This is a genomic window from Pseudomonas sp. AC252 (genome assembly GCF_979258105.1).
In genome coordinates, this window is record NZ_OZ409837.1 from 713,395 (window position 1) to 732,755 (window position 19,361).

Annotated in this window: 9 protein-coding genes and 2 pseudogenes; 5 read left to right on the top strand and 6 right to left on the bottom strand. The window is 60.3% G+C overall.

The window, feature by feature from the left end; translation table 11 throughout:
- Positions 1–47: 47 nt before the first annotated feature.
- A pseudogene (locus tag ACZZZ4_RS03305) lies at positions 48–1,468 on the bottom strand (amino acid permease).
- Positions 1,469–1,940: 472 nt separating this feature from the next.
- Between ACZZZ4_RS03305 and ACZZZ4_RS03310 the strand changes: the two are divergent.
- The 5 genes from ACZZZ4_RS03310 (at position 1,941) to ACZZZ4_RS03330 (ending at position 12,973) form a co-directional block, all read left to right on the top strand.
- The gene (locus ACZZZ4_RS03310) at positions 1,941–2,399 is read left to right on the top strand and encodes an REP-associated tyrosine transposase (RefSeq protein WP_463547244.1); all 459 of its coding nucleotides are present in this window, start codon (positions 1,941–1,943) and stop codon (positions 2,397–2,399) included.
- Positions 2,400–4,519: 2,120 nt separating this feature from the next.
- Entirely contained in the window at positions 4,520–7,657 is a 3,138-nt protein-coding gene (locus tag ACZZZ4_RS03315; RefSeq protein WP_463547245.1) for a transglycosylase domain-containing protein, read from the top strand.
- Between the two features lie 191 nt (positions 7,658–7,848).
- On the top strand, positions 7,849–8,673 hold the full coding sequence (locus ACZZZ4_RS03320; RefSeq protein WP_463547246.1) for a dermonecrotic toxin domain-containing protein: 825 nt from the start codon (positions 7,849–7,851) through the stop codon (positions 8,671–8,673).
- A gap of 8 nt (positions 8,674–8,681) precedes the next feature.
- Positions 8,682–10,670, top strand: a complete 1,989-nt coding sequence (locus tag ACZZZ4_RS03325; RefSeq protein ID WP_463547247.1) for a hypothetical protein — start codon at positions 8,682–8,684, stop codon at positions 10,668–10,670.
- Positions 10,622–12,973, top strand: coding sequence for an NEL-type E3 ubiquitin ligase domain-containing protein (locus ACZZZ4_RS03330; protein ID WP_463547248.1), 2,352 nt, complete (start codon positions 10,622–10,624; stop codon positions 12,971–12,973). Before ACZZZ4_RS03325 ends, ACZZZ4_RS03330 begins: the two co-directional genes overlap by 49 nt.
- A 56-nt stretch (positions 12,974–13,029) precedes the next feature.
- On the opposite strand, the gene ACZZZ4_RS03335 is transcribed toward ACZZZ4_RS03330, so the two are convergent.
- From ACZZZ4_RS03335 to ACZZZ4_RS03355, 5 genes and pseudogenes are all read right to left on the bottom strand, one after another.
- Entirely contained in the window at positions 13,030–14,283 is a 1,254-nt protein-coding gene (locus ACZZZ4_RS03335; protein WP_463547249.1) for a hypothetical protein, read from the bottom strand.
- A gap of 5 nt (positions 14,284–14,288) precedes the next feature.
- Positions 14,289–14,782: pseudogene (locus ACZZZ4_RS03340) on the bottom strand (CS1 type fimbrial major subunit).
- Positions 14,783–14,815: 33 nt separating this feature from the next.
- A complete protein-coding gene (locus ACZZZ4_RS03345; protein WP_463547250.1) occupies positions 14,816–15,559 on the bottom strand; it encodes a molecular chaperone in 744 nt (247 codons plus the stop codon).
- 44 nt (positions 15,560–15,603) lie between these two features.
- Entirely contained in the window at positions 15,604–16,818 is a 1,215-nt protein-coding gene (locus tag ACZZZ4_RS03350; protein WP_415761583.1) for a hypothetical protein, read from the bottom strand.
- A gap of 4 nt (positions 16,819–16,822) precedes the next feature.
- Positions 16,823–19,345, bottom strand: coding sequence for a CS1-pili formation C-terminal domain-containing protein (locus ACZZZ4_RS03355; protein WP_463547251.1), 2,523 nt, complete (start codon positions 19,343–19,345; stop codon positions 16,823–16,825).
- Positions 19,346–19,361: the final 16 nt, after the last annotated feature.

A 19,361-nucleotide genomic window follows, 5' to 3' on the forward strand; every position in this document is an offset into this window, starting at 1 on the left:
AGCCCCGATCTTGCGACCGGGGCTTTGTGGTTTTCAGGCGTCAGGATTCAAGAAACCGAACGCACCGAACCTTGCGACACTTGCGTCGGCTGCAACTTGAACACGTAAAACAACACTGTCAGCAATACCAGAAACGCCGGCCCGACATACAGTGCCACGCGGGTGTCGGGGAAGTACGCCATCAGGCCGACCACCAACACCAGAAACGCCAGGGCGAAATACGAACTGACCGGGTACAGCCACATCTTGTACTTGAGGCCGGCCCGCTCGCTGGCGCTCAGGCCTTTGCGAAATTTCAGCTGGGCGAGGAGGATCATCACCCAGGTCCAGATCGCACCGAAGGTCGCGATCGAGGTGACCCAGACGAAGACTTTTTCCGGCACCAGATAGTTGAGCACTACGCCCAGCAACAGCACCGCGATCGATAGCAGCAGCGCCCGGCGCGGCACGCCGTTGTTCGAGGTCTTGGCGAAACCGGCCGGGGCCTGGCCGTTCTGCGCCAGGCTGTAGAGCATGCGCCCGGTGCTGAAGATGCCGCCGTTGCACGACGACAGCGCCGCAGTAATCACCACGAAGTTGATGATGCCAGCCGCGGTCTTGATGCCCAGACGCTCGAAGGTCATCACGAACGGGCTGCCCTGGGTGCCGATTTCGTTCCACGGGTAGATCGACAGGATGACGAACAGCGCACCGACGTAGAACAGCAGGATCCGCCAGAACACCGAGCCGATCGCGTCGGGAATGGTCTTTTGCGGATTCTTCGCTTCACCGGCAGTCAGGCCGATCATCTCGACACCGAGGTAGGCGAACATGACCATTTGCAGCGACATCAGCACACCGGTTACGCCGTTGGGCATGAAACCGCCGTGGGCCCACAGGTTGGAGATGCCCAGTGCCACGCCATCGTTGCCGAACCCGAAGGCGATGATGCCGACGCCGCCGATGACCATGGCGATGATGGTGACGATCTTGATCAGGGCGAACCAGAATTCGAATTCGCCGAAGGCTTTCACCGCGATCAGGTTGATCGAGCCCATGCTGATCAGCGCCGCCAGGCCCAGACCCAGCGCGGCACATCCGGGAACCAGATGCCCATGTAGACCGCCACCGCAGTGATTTCCGCGACACACGTCACCAGCCACAGGAACCAGTAGTTCCAGCCGGTGAGAAAGCCGGCCAGCGGCCCGAGGTAATCCTGCGCGTAGCGGCTGAACGAGCCGGCCACCGGGTTATGCACGGCCATTTCGCCGAGCGCGCGCATGATCACCAGGATCGCCAGACCGCCAAGAATGTAAGACAGCATGATCGCCGGGCCGGCCATTTCGATGGCTTTGGCCGAACCGAGAAACAGACCGACGCCGATACAGGCACCGAGCGCCATCAGGCGGATATGCCGTTCGCCGAGTTCACGTTTGAGCGGACCGCCCGAAGCGGTGTCGCCGTACGGCTGAGGATTGCCAACTGGCATAGGGGTACAACCTCGTCTTGTTATTGGATATGACCACCGGGTTTCGAAGCGTCGGCCGATAGGCCTTGGCTGGGCAGGAAACCGCGTCGGCTTCGTGGGCAGACGCGTCTTGCAGGGCGGGCCTGAAAGATCAGCGGGGCGTGCAGTATAAAAAGCTCAGGGCAGGATTTTTCACTCTAAAAGTCACAACATTCAGCGACAACTCTCGGCAATAGTGGGTTCCGCGGAGAGGCATTACCTGCATTACGTAGGAAAAGTCGCCACTGAAAAAGCCGAGAAGTATTGCACAGCGATGGTGCAGCGTCATGTTTCAGCCCTAGGGCATTTGATCCACTGTGTGATGTCTCGCCTCGCTTGATCACGGATAAATCGCCCGACGGATTCAGAAATTTCGCTCAACAGTTGCAGCGCCGACCGGGGCGGCCAACCACTAACCTTTGAAAAAGCCAGGAGCACATGCAAGGAAGCTCACATGCCAGTCTGTCCCAACTCCCACCGTCTGCGCCAAGGTCGTTTCTCGGAAAACGGTCGTGCCTACTTCATCACCTCAGTCATCCACGAACGCCAGCCCGTATTTGCAGATTGGCAGGCCGGCCGATTACTGGTTGCCGAACTGCGCCGGGCTCATGAGCAAGGAGTCGCGCAATCCATCGCCTGGGTTGTCATGCCTGACCACTTTCATTGGCTGATGCAATTGCAACGCGGCTCACTTGGTGAAGTCATTGGCGGTGTAAAGGCTCGCTGTACGCATGCGGTTAACAGAAAAACCGGACGTCACGGACCGCTGTGGCAAACCGGCTACCACGACCGTGCGATCCGTGACGGCGAGGACCTGGAGCCCTTCGCCCGCTACATCATCAATAATCCCTTGCGAGCCGGGCTGGTCGATAACCTCGGTGACTACCCGCTTTGGGATGCCTGCTGGCTCTGAGCGCAATAGTGCTATGGAATAGGTGGATTTCTTCCTCACACAGACAAACTCCCGGGATGTGAACAGCCTCTTTGTGGCGAGGGGATTTATCCCCCGCTCGACTGCGCAGCAGGCGCAACTTCCTTACACGCGGTGTGCGTGTAGAAACCGTGTTGGCAGGTTTTGGGGCTGCTTCGCAGCCCAACGGGGATGAATCCCCTCGCCACAGGGAGTCCCTGCAAGACTGATAAATCTGCTAGCCACAGGGAGTCCATTGCTCGCACAGACACATCATGGGGATGTGAACAGCATCCTTGTGGCGAGGGGATTTATCCCCGCTCGACTGCGAAGCAGTCGCAACTTCCTCCACGCGGTGGGCCAGTAGAAACAGTGCCGGCAGGTTTTAGGGCTGCTTCGCAGCCCAACGGGGATGAATCCCCTCGCCACAGGGAGTCCCTGCAAGACTGATAAATCTGCTAGCCACAGGGAGTCCATTGCTCGCACAGACACATCATGGGGATGTGAACAGTCTCTTTGTGGTGAGGGGATTTATCCCCGCTCGGCTGCAAAGCAGGCGCAACTTGTTCACACGCGGTGTGCCTGTAGAAACCGTGTTGGCAGGTTTTGGGGCTGCTTTGCAGCCCAACGGGGATAAATCCCCTCGCCACAGGGAATCCCTGCATGACCGATAAATCTGCTAGCCACAGGGAGTCCATTGCTCGCACAGACACATCATGGGGATGTGAACAGCATCCTTGTGGCGAGGGGATTTATCCCCGCTCGACTGCGCAGCAGGCGCAATTTCCTCACACGCGGTGGGCCAGTAGAAACAGTGCCGGCAGGTTTTAGGGCTGCTTCGCAGCCCAACGGGGATGAATCCCCTCGCCACAGGGAGTCCCCGCTCGACTGCGCAGCAGGCGCAACTTCCTTACACGCGGTGTGCCTGTAGAAACCGTGTTGGCAGGTTTTGGGGCTGCTTCGCGGCCCAACGGGGATGAATCCCCTCGCCACAGGGAATCCCTGCATGACCGATAAATCTGCTAGCCACAGGGAGTCCATTGCTCGCACAGACACATCATGGGGATGTGAACAGCATCCTTGTGGCGAGGGGATTTATCCCCGCTCGACTGCGCAGCAGGCGCAATTTCCTCACACGCGGTGGGCCAGTAGAAACAGTGCCGGCAGGTTTTAGGGCTGCTTCGCAGCCCAACGGGGATGAATCCCCTCGCCACAGGGAGTCCCCGCTCGACTGCGCAGCAGGCGCAACTTCCTTACACGCGGTGTGCCTGTAGAAACCGTGTTGGCAGGTTTTGGGGCCGCTTCGCAGCCCAACGGGGATGAATCCCCTCGCCACAGGGAATCCCTGCATGACTGATAAATCTGCTAGCCACAGGGAGTCCATTGCTCGCACAGACACATCATGGGGATGTGAACAGCATCCTTGTGGCGAGGGGATTTATCCCCGCTCGACTGCGCAGCAGGCGCAACTTCCTCAGACGCGGTGTGCCTGTAGAAACCGTGTTGGCAGGTTTTGGGGCCGCTTCGCAGCCCAGCGGGGATGAATCCCCTCGCCACAGGGAGTCCCTGCATGACTGATAAATCTGCCAGCCACAGGGAGTCCTTTCCTCACACAGACAACTTCCCGGGATGTGCACAGCATCCTTGTGGTGAGGGGATTTATCCCCGCTCGACTGCGAAGCAGGCGCAACTCGCTGACACGCGGTGGGCCTGTAGAAACCGTGTTGGCAGGTTTTGGGGCCGCTTTGCAGCCCAACGGGGATAAATCCCCTCGCCACAGGGAGTCCCTGCAAGACTGATAAATCTGCTAGCCACAGGGAGTCCATTGCTCGCACAGACACATCATGGGGATGTGAACAGTCTCTTTGTGGTGAGGGGATTTATCCCCGCTCGGCTGCGCAGCAGTCGCAACTTGCTCACACGCGGTGGGCCTGTAGAAACCGTGTTGGCAGGTTTTGGTGCCGCTTCGCGGCCCAACGGGGTGAATCCCCTCGCCACAGTGTTTGTTCCAGTTTTATTCAGATAAAGCGCAGGCTCCGCTCTTCACATTTTTTTCACCGGCTTCAACCACCGTCTAAGCTTCAGACAAGTCCGATCAATCTGCGTGAATGGATCAGTCGACTATGGGTGCTTTGTGGCAAACCGATTCGAGTAAAACCGTGGTTCCGACTGAACGTGTGGATGAAGCGCCTGTCCCTGAAAAACCCCGCCGCAGCCGGCACGGGTGGAAGGCTTTCTGGTTGTTGCTGGTGATCATCGCGGTGGTGGTGGGACTTGCCGCATCCAAGGAAATGCGCACCTCGCGTTTTCAGGCGCGGGAGCTGAGTCAGTACGCCGCTTCGCTGACCTACAGGCTCGAGCCCGGCCCCAGCGAAGCGATCCACTATCCGGGCAACGGTCCTTTCGATCTGCGTCTGGGTTACAGCTCACTCGACGAATTCCTGCCGCGCCTGCTCAAGCGCAACTATGTGATCACCGAGCAGACGCGCTTCTCCCCTGCCCTGCTCGGTTACACCGACAAAGGCCTGTTCGTGCCGTATTCGGAAAAGATTCAGGCCGGGCTGTCGATCACCGATTGCCGAGGCGCGCCGCTGTATCGGTACAACTATCCGCAGCAACTGTATGCCGACTTCGCAGCGATTCCGCCGGTGGTGGTGAGCAGTCTGCTGTTCATCGAAAACCGTTTTCTTCTCGACCCGAAACAGCCGCTGGCCAACCCGGCGGTGGACTGGCCGCGCTTCGGCATGGCCGCGTGGTCGCAAGTGGCGAAGCTGCTGCACCTGCCCGGGCAATCGGCCGGTGGCAGCACCCTGGCGACGCAACTGGAAAAGTATCGCCATTCGCCCGACGGCCTGACCGTGTCCGGCGCGGAGAAGATCCGCCAGATGATTTCTGCCAGCGTGCGCGCGTATCAGGACGGCCCGGAGACGCTTGGCGCGCGGCAGAACATCGTTCGCGATTACCTCAACAGCGTGCCGCTCTCGGCGGTACCCGGCCATGGCGAAGTGCACGGCATGGCCGAAGGTTTGCGCGTCTGGTACGGCAGTGATTTCAACAAGGCCAACGAACAGTTGAACAGCCCGGCAACCGACCCGCAAACCATGGCCGCCAAAGGGCTGGCCCTGCGCGAAATGCTCTCGCTGATGATCGCCCAGCGCCGCCCTTCGCATTACCTGACCAAGGGTCGCGACGAACTGGCCAGCCTCACCGACAGCCACCTGCGCCTGCTCAAGCAGAACGGCGTGATCGACAGCACTCTGGCCGACGCTGCGCTGGCGAGTACCGTGTCGTATCGCGACTGGCAGACCCAACCAACGATGCAGCCGATCGAAACCAACAAAGGCATCAGCGTCGCCCGCAGTCGTCTGGCGAGCATGCTCAACCGGCCGCTGTACGACCTCGATCGCCTCGACCTGTCGGCCACCAGCACCTTGCAGGGCGATCTGCAAACCCAGGCCACTGCCTATCTGAAAAAACTCGCCGACCCGGCCTACGCCGCCGAAATCGGCCTGCTTGGTGAACGCCTGCTGACGCCGACCAGCACCACGCAAGTGCGCTACAGCTTCACCCTGTTCGAACTGACGCCGGACGGCTCACGGGTGCGCGTGCAGACCGACAGCACCGATCAACCGTTCGACATCAACGAAGGCAGCAAACTCGAACTGGGTTCCACGGCAAAAATGCGCGTGCTGACCACCTACCTGCAGATCATCGCCGAGCTGCACGACAAGTACGGCGCGATGAGCGTGGCGCAATTGAAGAAGGTCGAAGTGCCGGAGCAGGACCGCCTCAGCCAGTGGGTCGTCGATTACCTGATCCAGAACAAGGATCACGACCTGTCCAAGCTGCTCGGCGCTGCGCTGGATCGCAAGTATTCGGCGAGCCCCGGCGAAGCGTTTTTTACCGGTGGCGGTCTGCACACCTTCCATAACTTCCGCAAAGAGGACAACGGGCGCCTGCCCACTTTGCGCGACTCGTTGCGCGAGTCGATCAACCTGCCGTTCATTCGCCTGATGCGTGACATCGTCCGTTACACAACCTACTCAGGGCCCAATGCCGAGTTGCTCAAGGATGATCGCGACCCGCGCCGTCAGGAATACCTGGCCAGTTTTGCCGACCGCGAAGGCACTTCGTTCCTGCTCAAATTCTGGAAAAAGTACAAAAACAAGGACACCCAGGCACGTCTGGAAACTTTCCTCGACAGCATTCGGCCGACGCCGATTCGCATGGCGGCGGTGCACCGTTATCTGTTGCCCGACGCCAGCCAGGAAGATTTCAACAGCTTTGTTCGCGCACACCTAAAAGGCGCCAAGCTCAAGGAGAAGCTTACCGATGATCGCCTGATCCGCCTCTACGATGCCTACGGCCCCGGCAGTTACGATCTGCCTGACCAAGGCTTCATCGCCAAGGTGCATCCGCTGGACTTGTGGATGATGGGCTACTTGCTGCATCACCCGGAGGCGACTTTCAGCGAGATCGTCAAGGCCAGCCATTTCGAGCGTCAGGAAGTCTACAGCTGGCTGTTCAAGAGCCGGCACAAAGGCGCGCGCGACAGTCGCATTCGCACCATGCTCGAGATCGAAGCGTTCCTCGACATTCACCAGCGCTGGCAGAAAGTCGGCTACCCGTTCGATCACCTCGTGCCGTCGCTGGCCACCGCCATCGGCAGCTCCGGGGATCGCCCCGCCGCCCTCGCCGAGCTGATCGGCACCATCCTCAACGACGGCGTGCGCATGCCGACGCTGCGCATCGACAGCCTGCATTTCGCCGCCGGTACACCCTATGAAACGAAACTGGTCAACGACCCGCACGTCGGCAAACGGGTAATGCCGGTGGAGGTGGCCCGAGCCATGCGCGAGGCACTGTCGCAAGTGGTCGATGCCGGTACCGCAAAACGTGTGTCCGGCAGTTTCAAATTGCCCGACGGCACGCCGCTGGCGATGGGTGGCAAAACCGGTACCGGCGACAACCGCATTGCCGCGATTGGCTCCGGTGGGCGGATCATCAGTTCGAAGTCGATCAACCGCACCGCGACGTTTGTGTTCTACATCGGCGATCACCATTTCGGCACCCTGACCGCGTTCGTTCCGGGGCGCTCGGCGGAAAACTTCAAGTTCACCTCGGCCCTGCCCACACAGGTGCTCAAGGGCATGGCGCCGATTCTCACGCCGCATCTGCAACCGGGCAGCGATTCGCAATGCCGCCCTGCGCAAAACACCGATGTGGCGCTGGTCGAGCACGGTCAGCGCAGCTTGAGGTAACAAAGCGTGTCGGGGTAAACGCTTCAGGGTGAGGTTTTTTTACTTTCGCAGGTGGTAACCCTGCATTTTTCCGATTCGAATTTTCGTCGGGTTACGGCGCTGGAACGCCGTTTGCCTCCCGTTCTTTGAACTTTTGTTTTGCCCCGTCGTGGGTAGGCTGATCATTCCTCAACCAATCAAGGATGATTGCCATGCCCCTCTCTCCCGTGCCGGATGACAACCCAGACCAAGGGCGCCACTACGAATTCATCAAATCCGCCGTCAGTACTCCGTTCAAGACCGCAACCGTCAGTCGCGCCGAAGCGCTGGCCGCCACGCCTTTCAATATCGAGCCGTGGTACCAGACAGCCTCTGCCAAGGATCAGCAACGGCTCGCCGCCGCCAATCTCAAGGCGTGGGGCTCGCAGAACGCGGTTGATCACCTGCTGGCGAAAATCGACCTGTACACCTTCGCCGAACCCTTGCTCAAGGCAAAAATAAAAGACGTGTACGGGATCGAACCGGATGTCAAAACCACCTGGCTGCGCCTGTACATTCCGGCAGCCACGCCCTGGTATGCGCTTGACCTTTCTGCTGGCGCCGTCACACGTACGGTATCGCTGCTGGACGCCGCGCTGCACAACTTTGCCAGCACGGAAATTGCCGGGCCCGACTCGCAATACATCAGCCAGCCCGACGCGCGTGGTCTGTTCGATGTCTTGCCGCTCCGGCACAAGATGTCGATTCAACAGTTCCAGACGCTGTGTCGCGAGCTGGACCTGGGTGCGCAGTACCAAAAGCATCTGGAAGGCACGCTGTTGCCAGCCCAGCCGCTGGCCGAAAGTCTGCTGCGCTACCAGGTGTTGCAAAGCCAGAAGGACGCCCTTGTCGTCGCGGCGCACATGGCGCTGATCAGGGGCGACATCGAGGACGATGCACACAAAAAGGTGCTACGCCTGGCCACCAGCAAATTCTCGCCCCCGGCACACAGCGGCCGGTTCGCTGGTACGACCTGTCGCTGCTCGACCAGCCGATGACCGGGATCATGCTGTTGCCACACGGTGCCAGCGACGCTGCCGGTGCAAGACCCGTGATCGCCTATGTGCCACACGATCCGGATCATCCGCTGAAGCAATACGACTCGCTCAAGGCATTCGGCAGCGAACTGCTCCGACAGCTGCGCGAGGATCGCTTGTGCCCTGCGACGCGACAAACGTACCGCCAGTTCTTCAGTCAATTTATCGACCAGCAACAGCGCGGGCATTTCTTTGCCGAGCTGGAACAACGCCTGTTCGTTGTCAGGTATCACCCGCCTGAAAGCTCGACCGACCAACGCCCGCCATGGCGCAAGGACCCGGTGGACAGCCCGAATCTGCGGCTCGCTGAGACCCGCCTGCAGGGTGATTACTGGCAACACGCTTATCTACGCAAACTCGACAAGATTCTCAATGACGGCCGCGAGATCGCCGTGTCCACCGCTGACACCGACAGCCAGGCGCGTTGGGCGTGGTGGGACAACTTCAAGAAAATCGTTTCGGACATTTTCAACGTCGCGCTGCTGATTGCCACACCGTTCGTGCCCGGTCTCGGCGAACTGATGCTCGCCTACAGCGCGTATCAACTGACTCGGGAAGTGGTCGAAGGCGTGGTCGATCTGGTACAGGGCCAGCAAATCGAGGCAGCCGAACACATCATCGGTGTGGTGAGCAGCGTGATTCAGCTGGCGGCATTCGGCGCCGGTGCGCAAATCGGCAGTGCCTTCAAACTCAAGCTGTCACCGTTGGTCGAGGCAATGAAGCCGGTGAAACTGCCCGATGGCAAAGCCTCGTTGTGGCACCCGGATCTTGCGCCTTACGAGCAAAACGACCTGCAACTGGCCTCTTCATCGAAACCCGACCCGCATGGCCTGCATCAGTTGGGCAGCCAAACCGTTCTGCCGCTGGAGGGCAAGCTCTACAGCGTCGAAAAAGCGCTCAGTCATCAATCTGCAAACGTTCACCGCATCAAGCATCCGCAGCGAGCCAACGCGTATAAACCGATCCTCGAACACAACGCACAGGGCGCCTGGCGGCACGAGGCGGAGAACCCGCTCGACTGGCACGACAGCGCCTTGATGCCGCGCCTGGGTCACAGCGTCGAGCGTTTTTCCGCGACCGAACTGGAGCAGATCCGCGCCAGCAGCGGCACCGCTCACGATGAGCTGCGCGCCATGCATGACAGCAGCAGCGCGCCGCCGCCGTTGCTGACCGATTCGCTCAAGCGCTTCACCGCCCGCGCGGACGTGGGCCTCGCCAGCGCGGACATTCGCGCCGGGCGCCCGCTCAAACCACCCGCCGACTGGTTCGAACCGATCGCTACCAGCTTGCCGGGCTGGCCCGGTCGGCGCGCGATCAAAGTGACTTACGAGCAGGTGGAAGGCTACTCGCGCCAATACGGCGATCCCTCCGCAGGCGAAGCCGACACCCTGACCATCAGCCAGGCGGATCTCAATGCCGGCCGCTTGCCCGAACTTCTGAATGATTTCCTCAACGAGGGCGAAATGCGCGCGCTGCTCAAGCGCGACGTGCCGGCGATCGCCCGTCCGCAGGCCCTTCGCGACTTGCTCGCCGAGGCGGTAGAGTCCGGCCGCGATGACATTGCCAGACGCTTCTATCAGGCCGCCGACCGACCGCGAACACGCAAGGTTCGTATCATCAAGCAGCGTTTTCCCGAGTTGCCGCTGCCCTTGGCGGAAAAGCTGCTGAGCGATGCCAGCCCGGCTGAATTGCAGCGCATCGGCGACGAGCATCGCTTGCCGCTGCGCCTGAAACATCAGGCCCGCGAACTCGATTTCGAAGCCTCGGCCAGCCGCGCCTATGACGGTTTCTACCGCGACACCCCACCCACACCGATGACCGAACGGCTGGCGCTGAGCACTTTGCGCAACGATACGGACGCCTTCGGCCACCTGCGGATCGAAGTGCGCGACGGCACCCTGCAGGACCGTTGCGTTGTGAGCTCGGCCCGGATGACGCGACCACCATCAGACGTTTGATCAGAGACGAGCATGGCCGTTACGAAGTGCTCGACGCCAATAATCTCAAGCTGCACGGCGCCGACGATTTCTACGAAGCGATTTTGCGCGCCTTGCCGGATGAAACACTGTCTGCGGTGGGCTACAGGCGCGGCCAGGGCCGGCCGTTCAAACTGTGGTTGATGGAGCTGGCGCAAGCGCCCGCCAACCGCCGCACGGCGTTGGCCGAACCGCCGATTCAGCGAGCCGTGAGCATCGAAACCGAAACACTGGTGCGCGGCTGGCCCCGCCTTTTTCGACGCTCGACACCTGAAGAAAGGATCAAGGACCTCTATCCGAAGATGAGCCCCCGGGAAGTCAGCGCATTTGTTGAGGCACTCAAGCGCAAGGGCGAACCGGTCGAGGCCATCGCGAGCCTTGAAAATGACCGAACGCAGTTGCACAACGAATTGCAGCGCTGGCGGGAAAGCTACCCTGCCGGCGTGGATGCCAACGGTGAACCCATTTACGGCGCTTCTGCGGATTTCATGCAAAAAGGCGGGCGGCACATCGAGGAGCGCCTGATCGAATGTTTTGATCGCCAGGGTGAAATCTTCGGCGAACGCAGCGTGCATCCCGACCAGGGTTACACGCTGGATTTATCTTCGACCATCGCCCGCCCGGAACTGGAACGCTGGTGGCAAACGCTGTACCAACGCCCCGGGATGAAAAAGTATTTCGATCGCATCACGGCGTTGAATCTCGACCGGGCGCGCCTGTCGCCGGACCCCAGCGTGCTGCTGAGCCACTTCCCCAACCTGCGCCAACTGAGCGCTCGCCAATGCGATTTGCGCGAACTGCCGTCCGTAACCGGACTGATGGCCAACCTGGAGGAGCTGGATCTGGCCGACAACCGCATCACGCTGAATGCCGAAGCCAACCGGCAATTGGGCCGATTGACCCGACTGCGCACCCTGAACCTCAACGGCAACCCACTGGACCTGCCGCCCGATGTCAGCGCGATGAATCACTTGGCGCGCCTGCACCTGGCCAATTCGCGTATCCAGACCTGGCCCGAAGGTCTGTTCACTGTCGACTCAGTGGCCAAACCACGCCCGCGCAGCCTGATGCTGGATTTGCGTGGCGCGCCCCTCGACACCTTGCCGACGGTCAGAGCCGGCTCAGATCAGGCCTTCGTGCTCAGTCGGGCTCGCTTCGATCAGACACGGCTGAGCAACGAAGACCGGGTGCGCTTAGGCGAGTACCGGACCTCTGCCGGCCTGTCTTTTGTACAGGATTATTCCCCCGCGGCGGACGACGAACTCAGCTACTGGAGCGATTTCCCCAGCGACGCCCCCGCTACTGGAATGGGTCCGTCCGGCGCGCTCAGCACCTGGCGCAAGGAGTCCTGGCATGACCTGATCGCAGAGCCCGATTCGGCCGGTTTTTTCAGCGTGATTCGCAAGCAGCGCGACAGCGCCGATTACCGCAGCGATCAGGGTCGCCGGCGACTGACCCGGCGGGTCTGGGAAATGGTCGATGCCGCCGCAGTCGACTCCAAACTGCGCGATACACTGTTCAGGCAGATTGTCTCGCCCGGGGATTGCGGCGATCTCGGCGCGCAATTATTCAACTCGCTGGGCATGAAAGTGTTGGTATCCAAGGCCTACACAGAGTCGACTTCACCTGCAGTGCTGGAAGGCCGTCTCGTGCGTCTGGCGCGCGGTGCGGCACGCCTGAATCGCGTCAGCGATGAAGCGGCGTTCGAGTACAAGACTCAGGAGGCGCTCAATAAGAGCGACCCGAGCATCCCGGCGCCTGATGAAGTTGAAGTCCATATGGCCTACGAGACCGGTCTGGCTGAGCGCCTGCAACTGCCCTGGCAAACCGACGACATGCTGTACCGCAAGCGCTCGGGGGTGACGCATGAAAAACTCGACGCTGCCTACGCCACGATCACCCAGGGTGAAGCCGGCGATGGCCTGGTCAACGGAATGATCAGCCTGGGGTCGGATAATTTCTGGGAAGACCATTTGCTGAAAACGTACCCGGAGCAATACGCAGAAAATAATCGGCTATACGATCGCCAAGGCGAGCAACTCGATGAGCTCAAGGACGCTAAGGCCGAGTGGGCCAATCCGACCGCACGGACGAACATGCACGCACTGACTCGCCGCATCCAGACCCTGGCAGAAGCACTGGGCATCCCTGCCGACGGCGACCTGTTCGACGACGCACCGCTGAGCGAGGAACGCTATCTGGAGTTGTACGACGGCATCGCGTACAAACGCCGCGAACTGTCCCGGCGCCTGACGCGTGAGGCGATGGCCAGAGCCGGCCTGTGATTGTTTTCTGACGCGATTCGGCCAGCGCCGCTCGAGGTCTGGCCGACGGTTGTGGCCTAGTGCACTTCGGAATCCCAGATCACCGTGATGTTGCCCTTGTAGGGTTTGTCACCGGCGTTATCGATGAGCCAGTTGGTGTATTGCTCCGCCACTTCGAAGTGCAACGTGCCCGGTTTGCGGTCGACGTAAATGCCAGGCTGAAAGGGTGCGGTCGCCGTGCGGCCCAACGGCACGTTACGCACCGGGCGTCCCGCGCTGTCGGTCAATCCGTGGGGCAAGCTGACGCTGACGTCGACCGCGCCGGCATAGCCCGTCTCGCGGTTCATGATGGCGCAGCCATCGCCGAATCCAAGATCATGCTCGCACTCGAGTTTCATGGTGAATTTCGACGAAGCCGAGATATTGAAGGTCTGGTCGCGATACAGCCGCGTCGGCCGCCGTCCGCTCTCCAGCCAGCCCTGCCAGCCACCTTGAGGTTCCAGCAAGACATGGTTGCCGCCGGGCGGGATATCGACTTTGAGGGTGTGTTGCACGTCGAGGACAAAATCCAGAGTGATGCTGCCGTCGCTCGCCTGCATCATCGGGCCGAAGTCGAAATCACCACGGTTGATGACGCTGTAAGTGATTGAGCCGGTGTAGATTCCGGTCGACATGCCCAAGGGGTTGGGCGTGCGCAACTCATAGGCGATATCGAGCGTATCGAAATACATGGATGGGATGTAATAGGCCGCGGACTTGGTGCAATAGGCCGCCATCGGCGTTTTCCAGAAAAACCGATAACTGGACGGACCATAGGCACCGACGCCGCTGTACAGGCAAGGTAAAGGCGCATACACCCAGCTTCTGTTGATCCAGAGTTGCTGGTGAGCCTTGAGGAGGTCGCTCTCCCCCGTCAGTTGGGTTGCCGGATGGCTCAGATGAAACTCTGATCCGACACCGCTGATGCGCACTTCCATGGTTTCGGTTTCTTGTGTTTCAGGATTGCTGACGATCAATTGTCGCCAATTGCCGGGCACCTGAATCGCTACCACATCCGATGGATTCAACGGGCGAATCGAGTCGAAACGAATCGGCAACTGAATGCTGAACATGCCGTTTTCAACGCACTGATCCGGATAATTCGCGCAATAACCGCTGTTGGGTGTCTTATTGATAAACACGTTCTTGTTGGGCTGGGCCGGGTCCGGCTGGAACAAGGCACGAATCTCTTGAGTGGCGGCGTGAACCGGCGTGACGCTCGATGCCAGCAAGGCACCCAGCCAGCAGAGCCTCTTGTTCAGCCCGAAACGGATGCGCGATTTCAGGTTCATGGCCGTCATCCCGCACTCGGTGTGCCGGCGTTGAACATCAGCAACACGTTGCCGGAGTAGTCACCGGGTCGATAGCCTCCGGCCGGTTCGATCGGTTCGATCTTCAGCGCAACACGTTTGCCAGCGGCGGCTTCTTCCCGGGACACCACTTGTCGCGGGATGGCATGGGAACTCAGCTCGACGCCGTTGAAGGTCACGCGCAGTTCGATGATCTCTCCCGGCCGGCCGTTTTCCAGATAAGGATCGAGCAGCAAACGGGCCTCGATCGCACTGCTGTCATGGCGCACATCGAAGTTTTTCTCCACGTTACCCAGCGTTGACGTGGGGTAATCCCAATTCAGGCGCTGGGGCCGGTGAATCCAGTCCGGCTCCGCCGGGATGACGTAAAAGGTCGGCTGGGGATGGTCAGCGACACTTCGAAAGTGTGCTCCTCCCGCGCGCCCCAGGCCTCGGTGCCGGCAACTGCCAGCAGCATGAGTGCGATGCATTGCTTGATCATGTCGGGTACCCGATGCGTCAGTGGTAAAGCGTGTCAGCGGCTGGCGACTTTCAGGGCTTTTCTGTCGGCGCCCTCGATCAGGAAAAAGCGGTATTCGCGGCCTTTCTCCTTGTCGAAGGCGAACGTCTTGCCGGCCAGCACATGGTGTTTGGTGGTCGCGCCGCAGTCGCTTTCCTTGCTCAGCGAACAGCTCTTGAATTCGTCGACGATGAGCACCGTGTTGCCGTTGTTACGCAATTCATAGCGCGTATCGGTTTCATTGATCGCCGTGTCGAAACGCGCGTTTCTCGGGCGCACGAAGAAGATCGTGCCGAACCCGGTCATCACGTTGACCCCCGCCGAGAGCGATTTTTTGTAGTCATCGCGTTCTTCATTGCTGACGACGAAATTGTCCTCCTGCTCCGGCACGACCGGCACGAACCGCACGCGGAAATAGCGCTCGCGATCCCGTTCGCCCATGTACAGCAGGCGCGTGCCCTGCATGCCTTGCGCCGGTACGATCAGCCGCGCCGGGCTGGCCATCAGGCCATTGCGCGAGGCGCCATCGGCGGCATTGACCACGGCAATTTCCTTTGACGTTCCATCCGCCTCGTAGACGATCTCCAGCACGTTGACCTTGACGAACGCCGTGGCGTCACCGCTGTTGAATACCCGTTTGAGGTAGGTACTTTTATCGGCATCCAGGTAGTCGTATACCGTGCCCACATTGATCTGTGGCCCGGCCTGCGCCGTCAGGCAAAACGCGCTGAGCAGGCCCAGCAGGAAACCACGGTTCATCGTGTGCAACTCCTTGGAAATTGATAATGGCCAGACGCGAGTATTCATACTTCCGAGTCCCAAATGATGGTGATATCGCCGCTGTACGTGCCGTGCTTGCCAGGGGTAAGCAGTTGATCGACGGCGTATTTGTACATGATGAAATTCAGCGACGCGGCTTTTCGGTCGACATACAGACCGGGTTGAAAGGTGTTCCAATAATCAATCATCAAGGGATAGCGGGAGACGGGGTTACCATTAATGTCGGTAATACCATTGGGTAAAGTGATGGCAACGCTGACCCTGGCGTAATCGCCATCAGGGCCGTGCAATTTGCAGTCACCGCCCGATGCCACGCGATCACACATCATCTTGACCTTGAACCGCGTCGAGGCATAAAGGTAGAACAACTGATCGCGGAAAATTTGTGTCGGCTTTCTGCCGCTATTGATCCAGCTCTGCCATCCGCCTTCAGGCTCCAGCATGACCTTGTTGCCACCCGGAGGCAGATCGACTTTCAGAACGTGCTGCACGTCGAGCACGAAATTCAGGGTCAATCCATTGTCGTCCGCGTCCATCATGGCCCCCATATCGAAATCGCCGCCCGGACCCATGGTGTAATCGATGGACCCGGTATACAGACCGCTCGACATGCCTAATGGGTTGGGCGTTTTGAGCTCGTAGGCAAAATCGATCTTGTCGTAGTCCATTGAGGGGATGTTGAATGCGGCGGTCTTGGTGCACGCTCCCTCCACAGGCGTGTGCCAGAAAAAGCGATAGGATCTCGGGGTGTACCCCGCCAGGCCGCTGCCCTGGCACGGCGGTGGGGCATACAGCCAACCGGATTGAGACGTCCAGAGGATGTCGTGGCCGGTGGGCGCAGCCACACCGGTGAGCGTGTCGACGGGATCGCTCAGGAAAAAATTGGAACCAATGCCGGTAATGCGCAGCTCTACAACTTCGGTTTCCTGAGTATCCTGATTCGTCACCGTCAACCGCCGCCACCCGGTAGGCGCACGCACTGCAACGTCGTCCCCGGCCCTTATCGCGCGGTTTGATTTGTAACGAACCGGCAGCTCGATGCTGAACATGTTCTTGTCGGCACACGGTCCTGGAAAAGCCGCGCAATAGCCACCGTTGGGGGTCGTGTTGACGAACAGGTTCTTGCCTGGCTGCATCGGATCGGGCTGGAACAACGCCCGGATTTCTTGATTCGCCGCCTGCGCTGACGGCATGGCCAGGGCCAAACAGAGCCCAAGCCCATAAGCACGCTTTTTCATCGGATCACCCTGCCTTCTGTTCATTGAACGTGACATCGGCCAACGTATCCGGCGTGCAACGCAAATCCCCGATCATCAGCACGTCGTTTTCGCTGCGATGGTCGGCCTCGTTGAGGCGGAACTGACACAGCAACTGATTGCCCTGACGTACTTCCAGGGTCGGTGAGCCGGCGTTCATTTCCATCGAGAAGAACCCGTCGACTTCGGTCACGCCACGGCTGGCGTGGTTGATCACGTGATGGCCCTTGAGCGGCTGGCCGCGACCGTCAACCAGACGGCCGAGCACGGTCAGGGTTTTCATCACGCGGATCTGGCGGTACTCAACGCCCCCCTTGTTCAAGTGATAACGGGTGCGCGCCGGCTCAATGGTGGCGGCCGGCACGGCGTTGCCTTCGAAATCGAAACTCACCGAGCTGTTCTGATACGCCGTGATCGGAATGAAATTGCGCCCCGGCTTCAACGCAGCACCGCCGCCGCTGTAGTCGTCGGCGCGCAGGACGATGTCCTCGATGTCTGACTCGACGTCGACAATCATCCCGGCACCGCGCACTTCGCTCTGGCTGGTCAGGAGCATTTTCTCGCCGCCGACCACCAGCGTGCTGTCGAGGTTGAGCCCGCCCGTGAAGTTGCCGTTGTAGGAGGAACGCTGGACAAACGCGTCGCCGCTGAGCGCATCGGTGCGGAAGTTGGTCAGGCTGGACATGCCCAGGCCGTACGTGTCGGTGAGCGCCGTCACCGAGACGCTTTGCAGCACGTGGTCCTTGAAATCCCTGCGCCAGCCGAGCGAGGCATTGTTGTCGCGTTTGCCGTCACGGGCGGTGCGCGAGCCAATGCTGCCGGTGAGCTGCTGGCCAGGTGCGCCAAGGGCCAGGTTGATGCTCAGATCAACACCGCGATTGCGCGCATCGCCGCTGCTGAAACTGCCCGGCCGATCAAACAGCGACAGCCGCCAACTGGCATCACTGCCCAACAGCACGGTGCGCTGGGTCCAGCCCAGATCCACGCCCATGCCTTCGACATTGCCTTCGCTGTGCGACAACCGCGCGTTCACCGAACTCTTGCTGCTCAGGCGATGGTTGAGTGCCAGCGAGGAGTTGCTGGTCTGCCCGACGAACACGTTGCGCGGCCGAATGCGCGTGCCATCGGGCAACGTGTCGTAGGTATTGGTGGTGTCGAGCCAACTGCGGTTGTGGCTGACCACGATACTGCCGGCGCCGTAGTTATAGAGGCTCTGCAGATCGAGACCGGTGCCGTAATCCTCAGTCTTGTAGACGTTGGCGTACATCGTGATGTGATTGGCCAGCGTCCAGTCGATGGACGTGCCGTACTGCAGTTTTTCGCGGATCTGCCGCGCCGAGGCACCGACAATCACCCGTGGGTGCAGCAGGTAGTTCACCGACGCGCCGGCGGTGGGACTGCCGCTCGATTGCGTGTCCCAGTTGCTCAGCAGCTTGCTCTCCTCGCCGGCGAATACGTTGTAGCGCCAGCGCTCGTCGAGGTTGCGCCAGTTGTTGGGCTTGTACACCAGCTCCTGAGTCGTCGAAGTGATCTGGCCGTCTTCGATCAGGCGCACTTCCACCTCATAGATACCGCCGGGTAGCGGGCGGGTATCGAGGGTCTGCAGGCCGGCCGGTACCGATTGTGTATTGATCAACAAACCGTCGCGCCAGATCTCCACCGAACCCTGCCGGTTGGCGGTGACGTAGATCGGGTAAACGCTGGGCATCGGACTGTTGATTGCCAGGCTGTCAGAGCTGCCGTACATGACGCCGACCGCCGTATCGGGGCTGGTGCCGAACGTACGTGGCTGGCGCGTCAGTCCTTCGGAATTGGGGGTGAAATAGCCCAGGCGAAAGAAACTGCCTTGCAGTTCGCGCTGGGTGTGCAGTTCATGTACCGCGTGATAAAGCTTATCGTCGGGGCCGCCGAGCCGGGCCATTTGCAGATTGAGCGTCTGGCTCCAGTTGCCGAGGCTGGCGCTGGCCTCCAGACCGAAGCGTCCGCCGAGGTCCTGGTCCTGACCACCGTTGAGGTTGAGCTGATTGCGCACCATCAGGCCGCTACTGCCACCGCTCGGTTGCTCGTAATAACGTTTGGCCTCGACATCGCGTTCGGCATCTTGCGTGGCGATCGAAACCAATGAGTTTTCCAGGTTGTAATGCACCGCCAGAAAACCCTCCGGGCAAGATCCCGTGCATGCGCCCAGAGGCACGCCGGGCTTGAGAAAGCTCGCCCATTTTTCCCGTTCTGCAGGACCGAAGCGGTTTTCGCTGGTGTCGGTGAATTCGAGAAGGGTGAGGCGATCATCGCGCGACAGCACCACCATGGCCTCGCCGAGCGGCTGTTGGTCGACCTCGACCCGCACCGCCAGCGGCACATCAAAGAAATGCTCCTCGAAATCCGCCGGCAAGCCTTTGGCCTGGGCCAGCAGACTGCGTGGCGTCGTACCGGCGGCGCTGGCGGCCATGGCTGTGCTGGCACACAACAACAGCGCAAGCGCAGCCGCGATGGGTGTCATCGGGAACATGAACTTGTACTCTGAT

Excerpts from the sequence above, each read along its gene's own strand:
- ACZZZ4_RS03310 (WP_463547244.1), top strand. The coding sequence starts at position 1,941 with ATGCCAGTCTGTCCCAACTCCCACCGTCTGCGCCAAGGTCGTTTCTCG.
- ACZZZ4_RS03315 (WP_463547245.1), top strand. The coding sequence starts at position 4,520 with ATGGGTGCTTTGTGGCAAACCGATTCGAGTAAAACCGTGGTTCCGACT.
- ACZZZ4_RS03350 (WP_415761583.1), bottom strand. The coding sequence starts at position 16,818 with ATGAAAAAGCGTGCTTATGGGCTTGGGCTCTGTTTGGCCCTGGCCATG.
- ACZZZ4_RS03345 (WP_463547250.1), bottom strand. The coding sequence starts at position 15,559 with ATGAACCGTGGTTTCCTGCTGGGCCTGCTCAGCGCGTTTTGCCTGACG.
- ACZZZ4_RS03355 (WP_463547251.1), bottom strand. The coding sequence starts at position 19,345 with ATGTTCCCGATGACACCCATCGCGGCTGCGCTTGCGCTGTTGTTGTGT.
- ACZZZ4_RS03335 (WP_463547249.1), bottom strand. The coding sequence starts at position 14,283 with ATGAACCTGAAATCGCGCATCCGTTTCGGGCTGAACAAGAGGCTCTGC.
- ACZZZ4_RS03325 (WP_463547247.1), top strand. The coding sequence starts at position 8,682 with ATGCTGTTGCCACACGGTGCCAGCGACGCTGCCGGTGCAAGACCCGTG.
- ACZZZ4_RS03320 (WP_463547246.1), top strand. The coding sequence starts at position 7,849 with ATGCCCCTCTCTCCCGTGCCGGATGACAACCCAGACCAAGGGCGCCAC.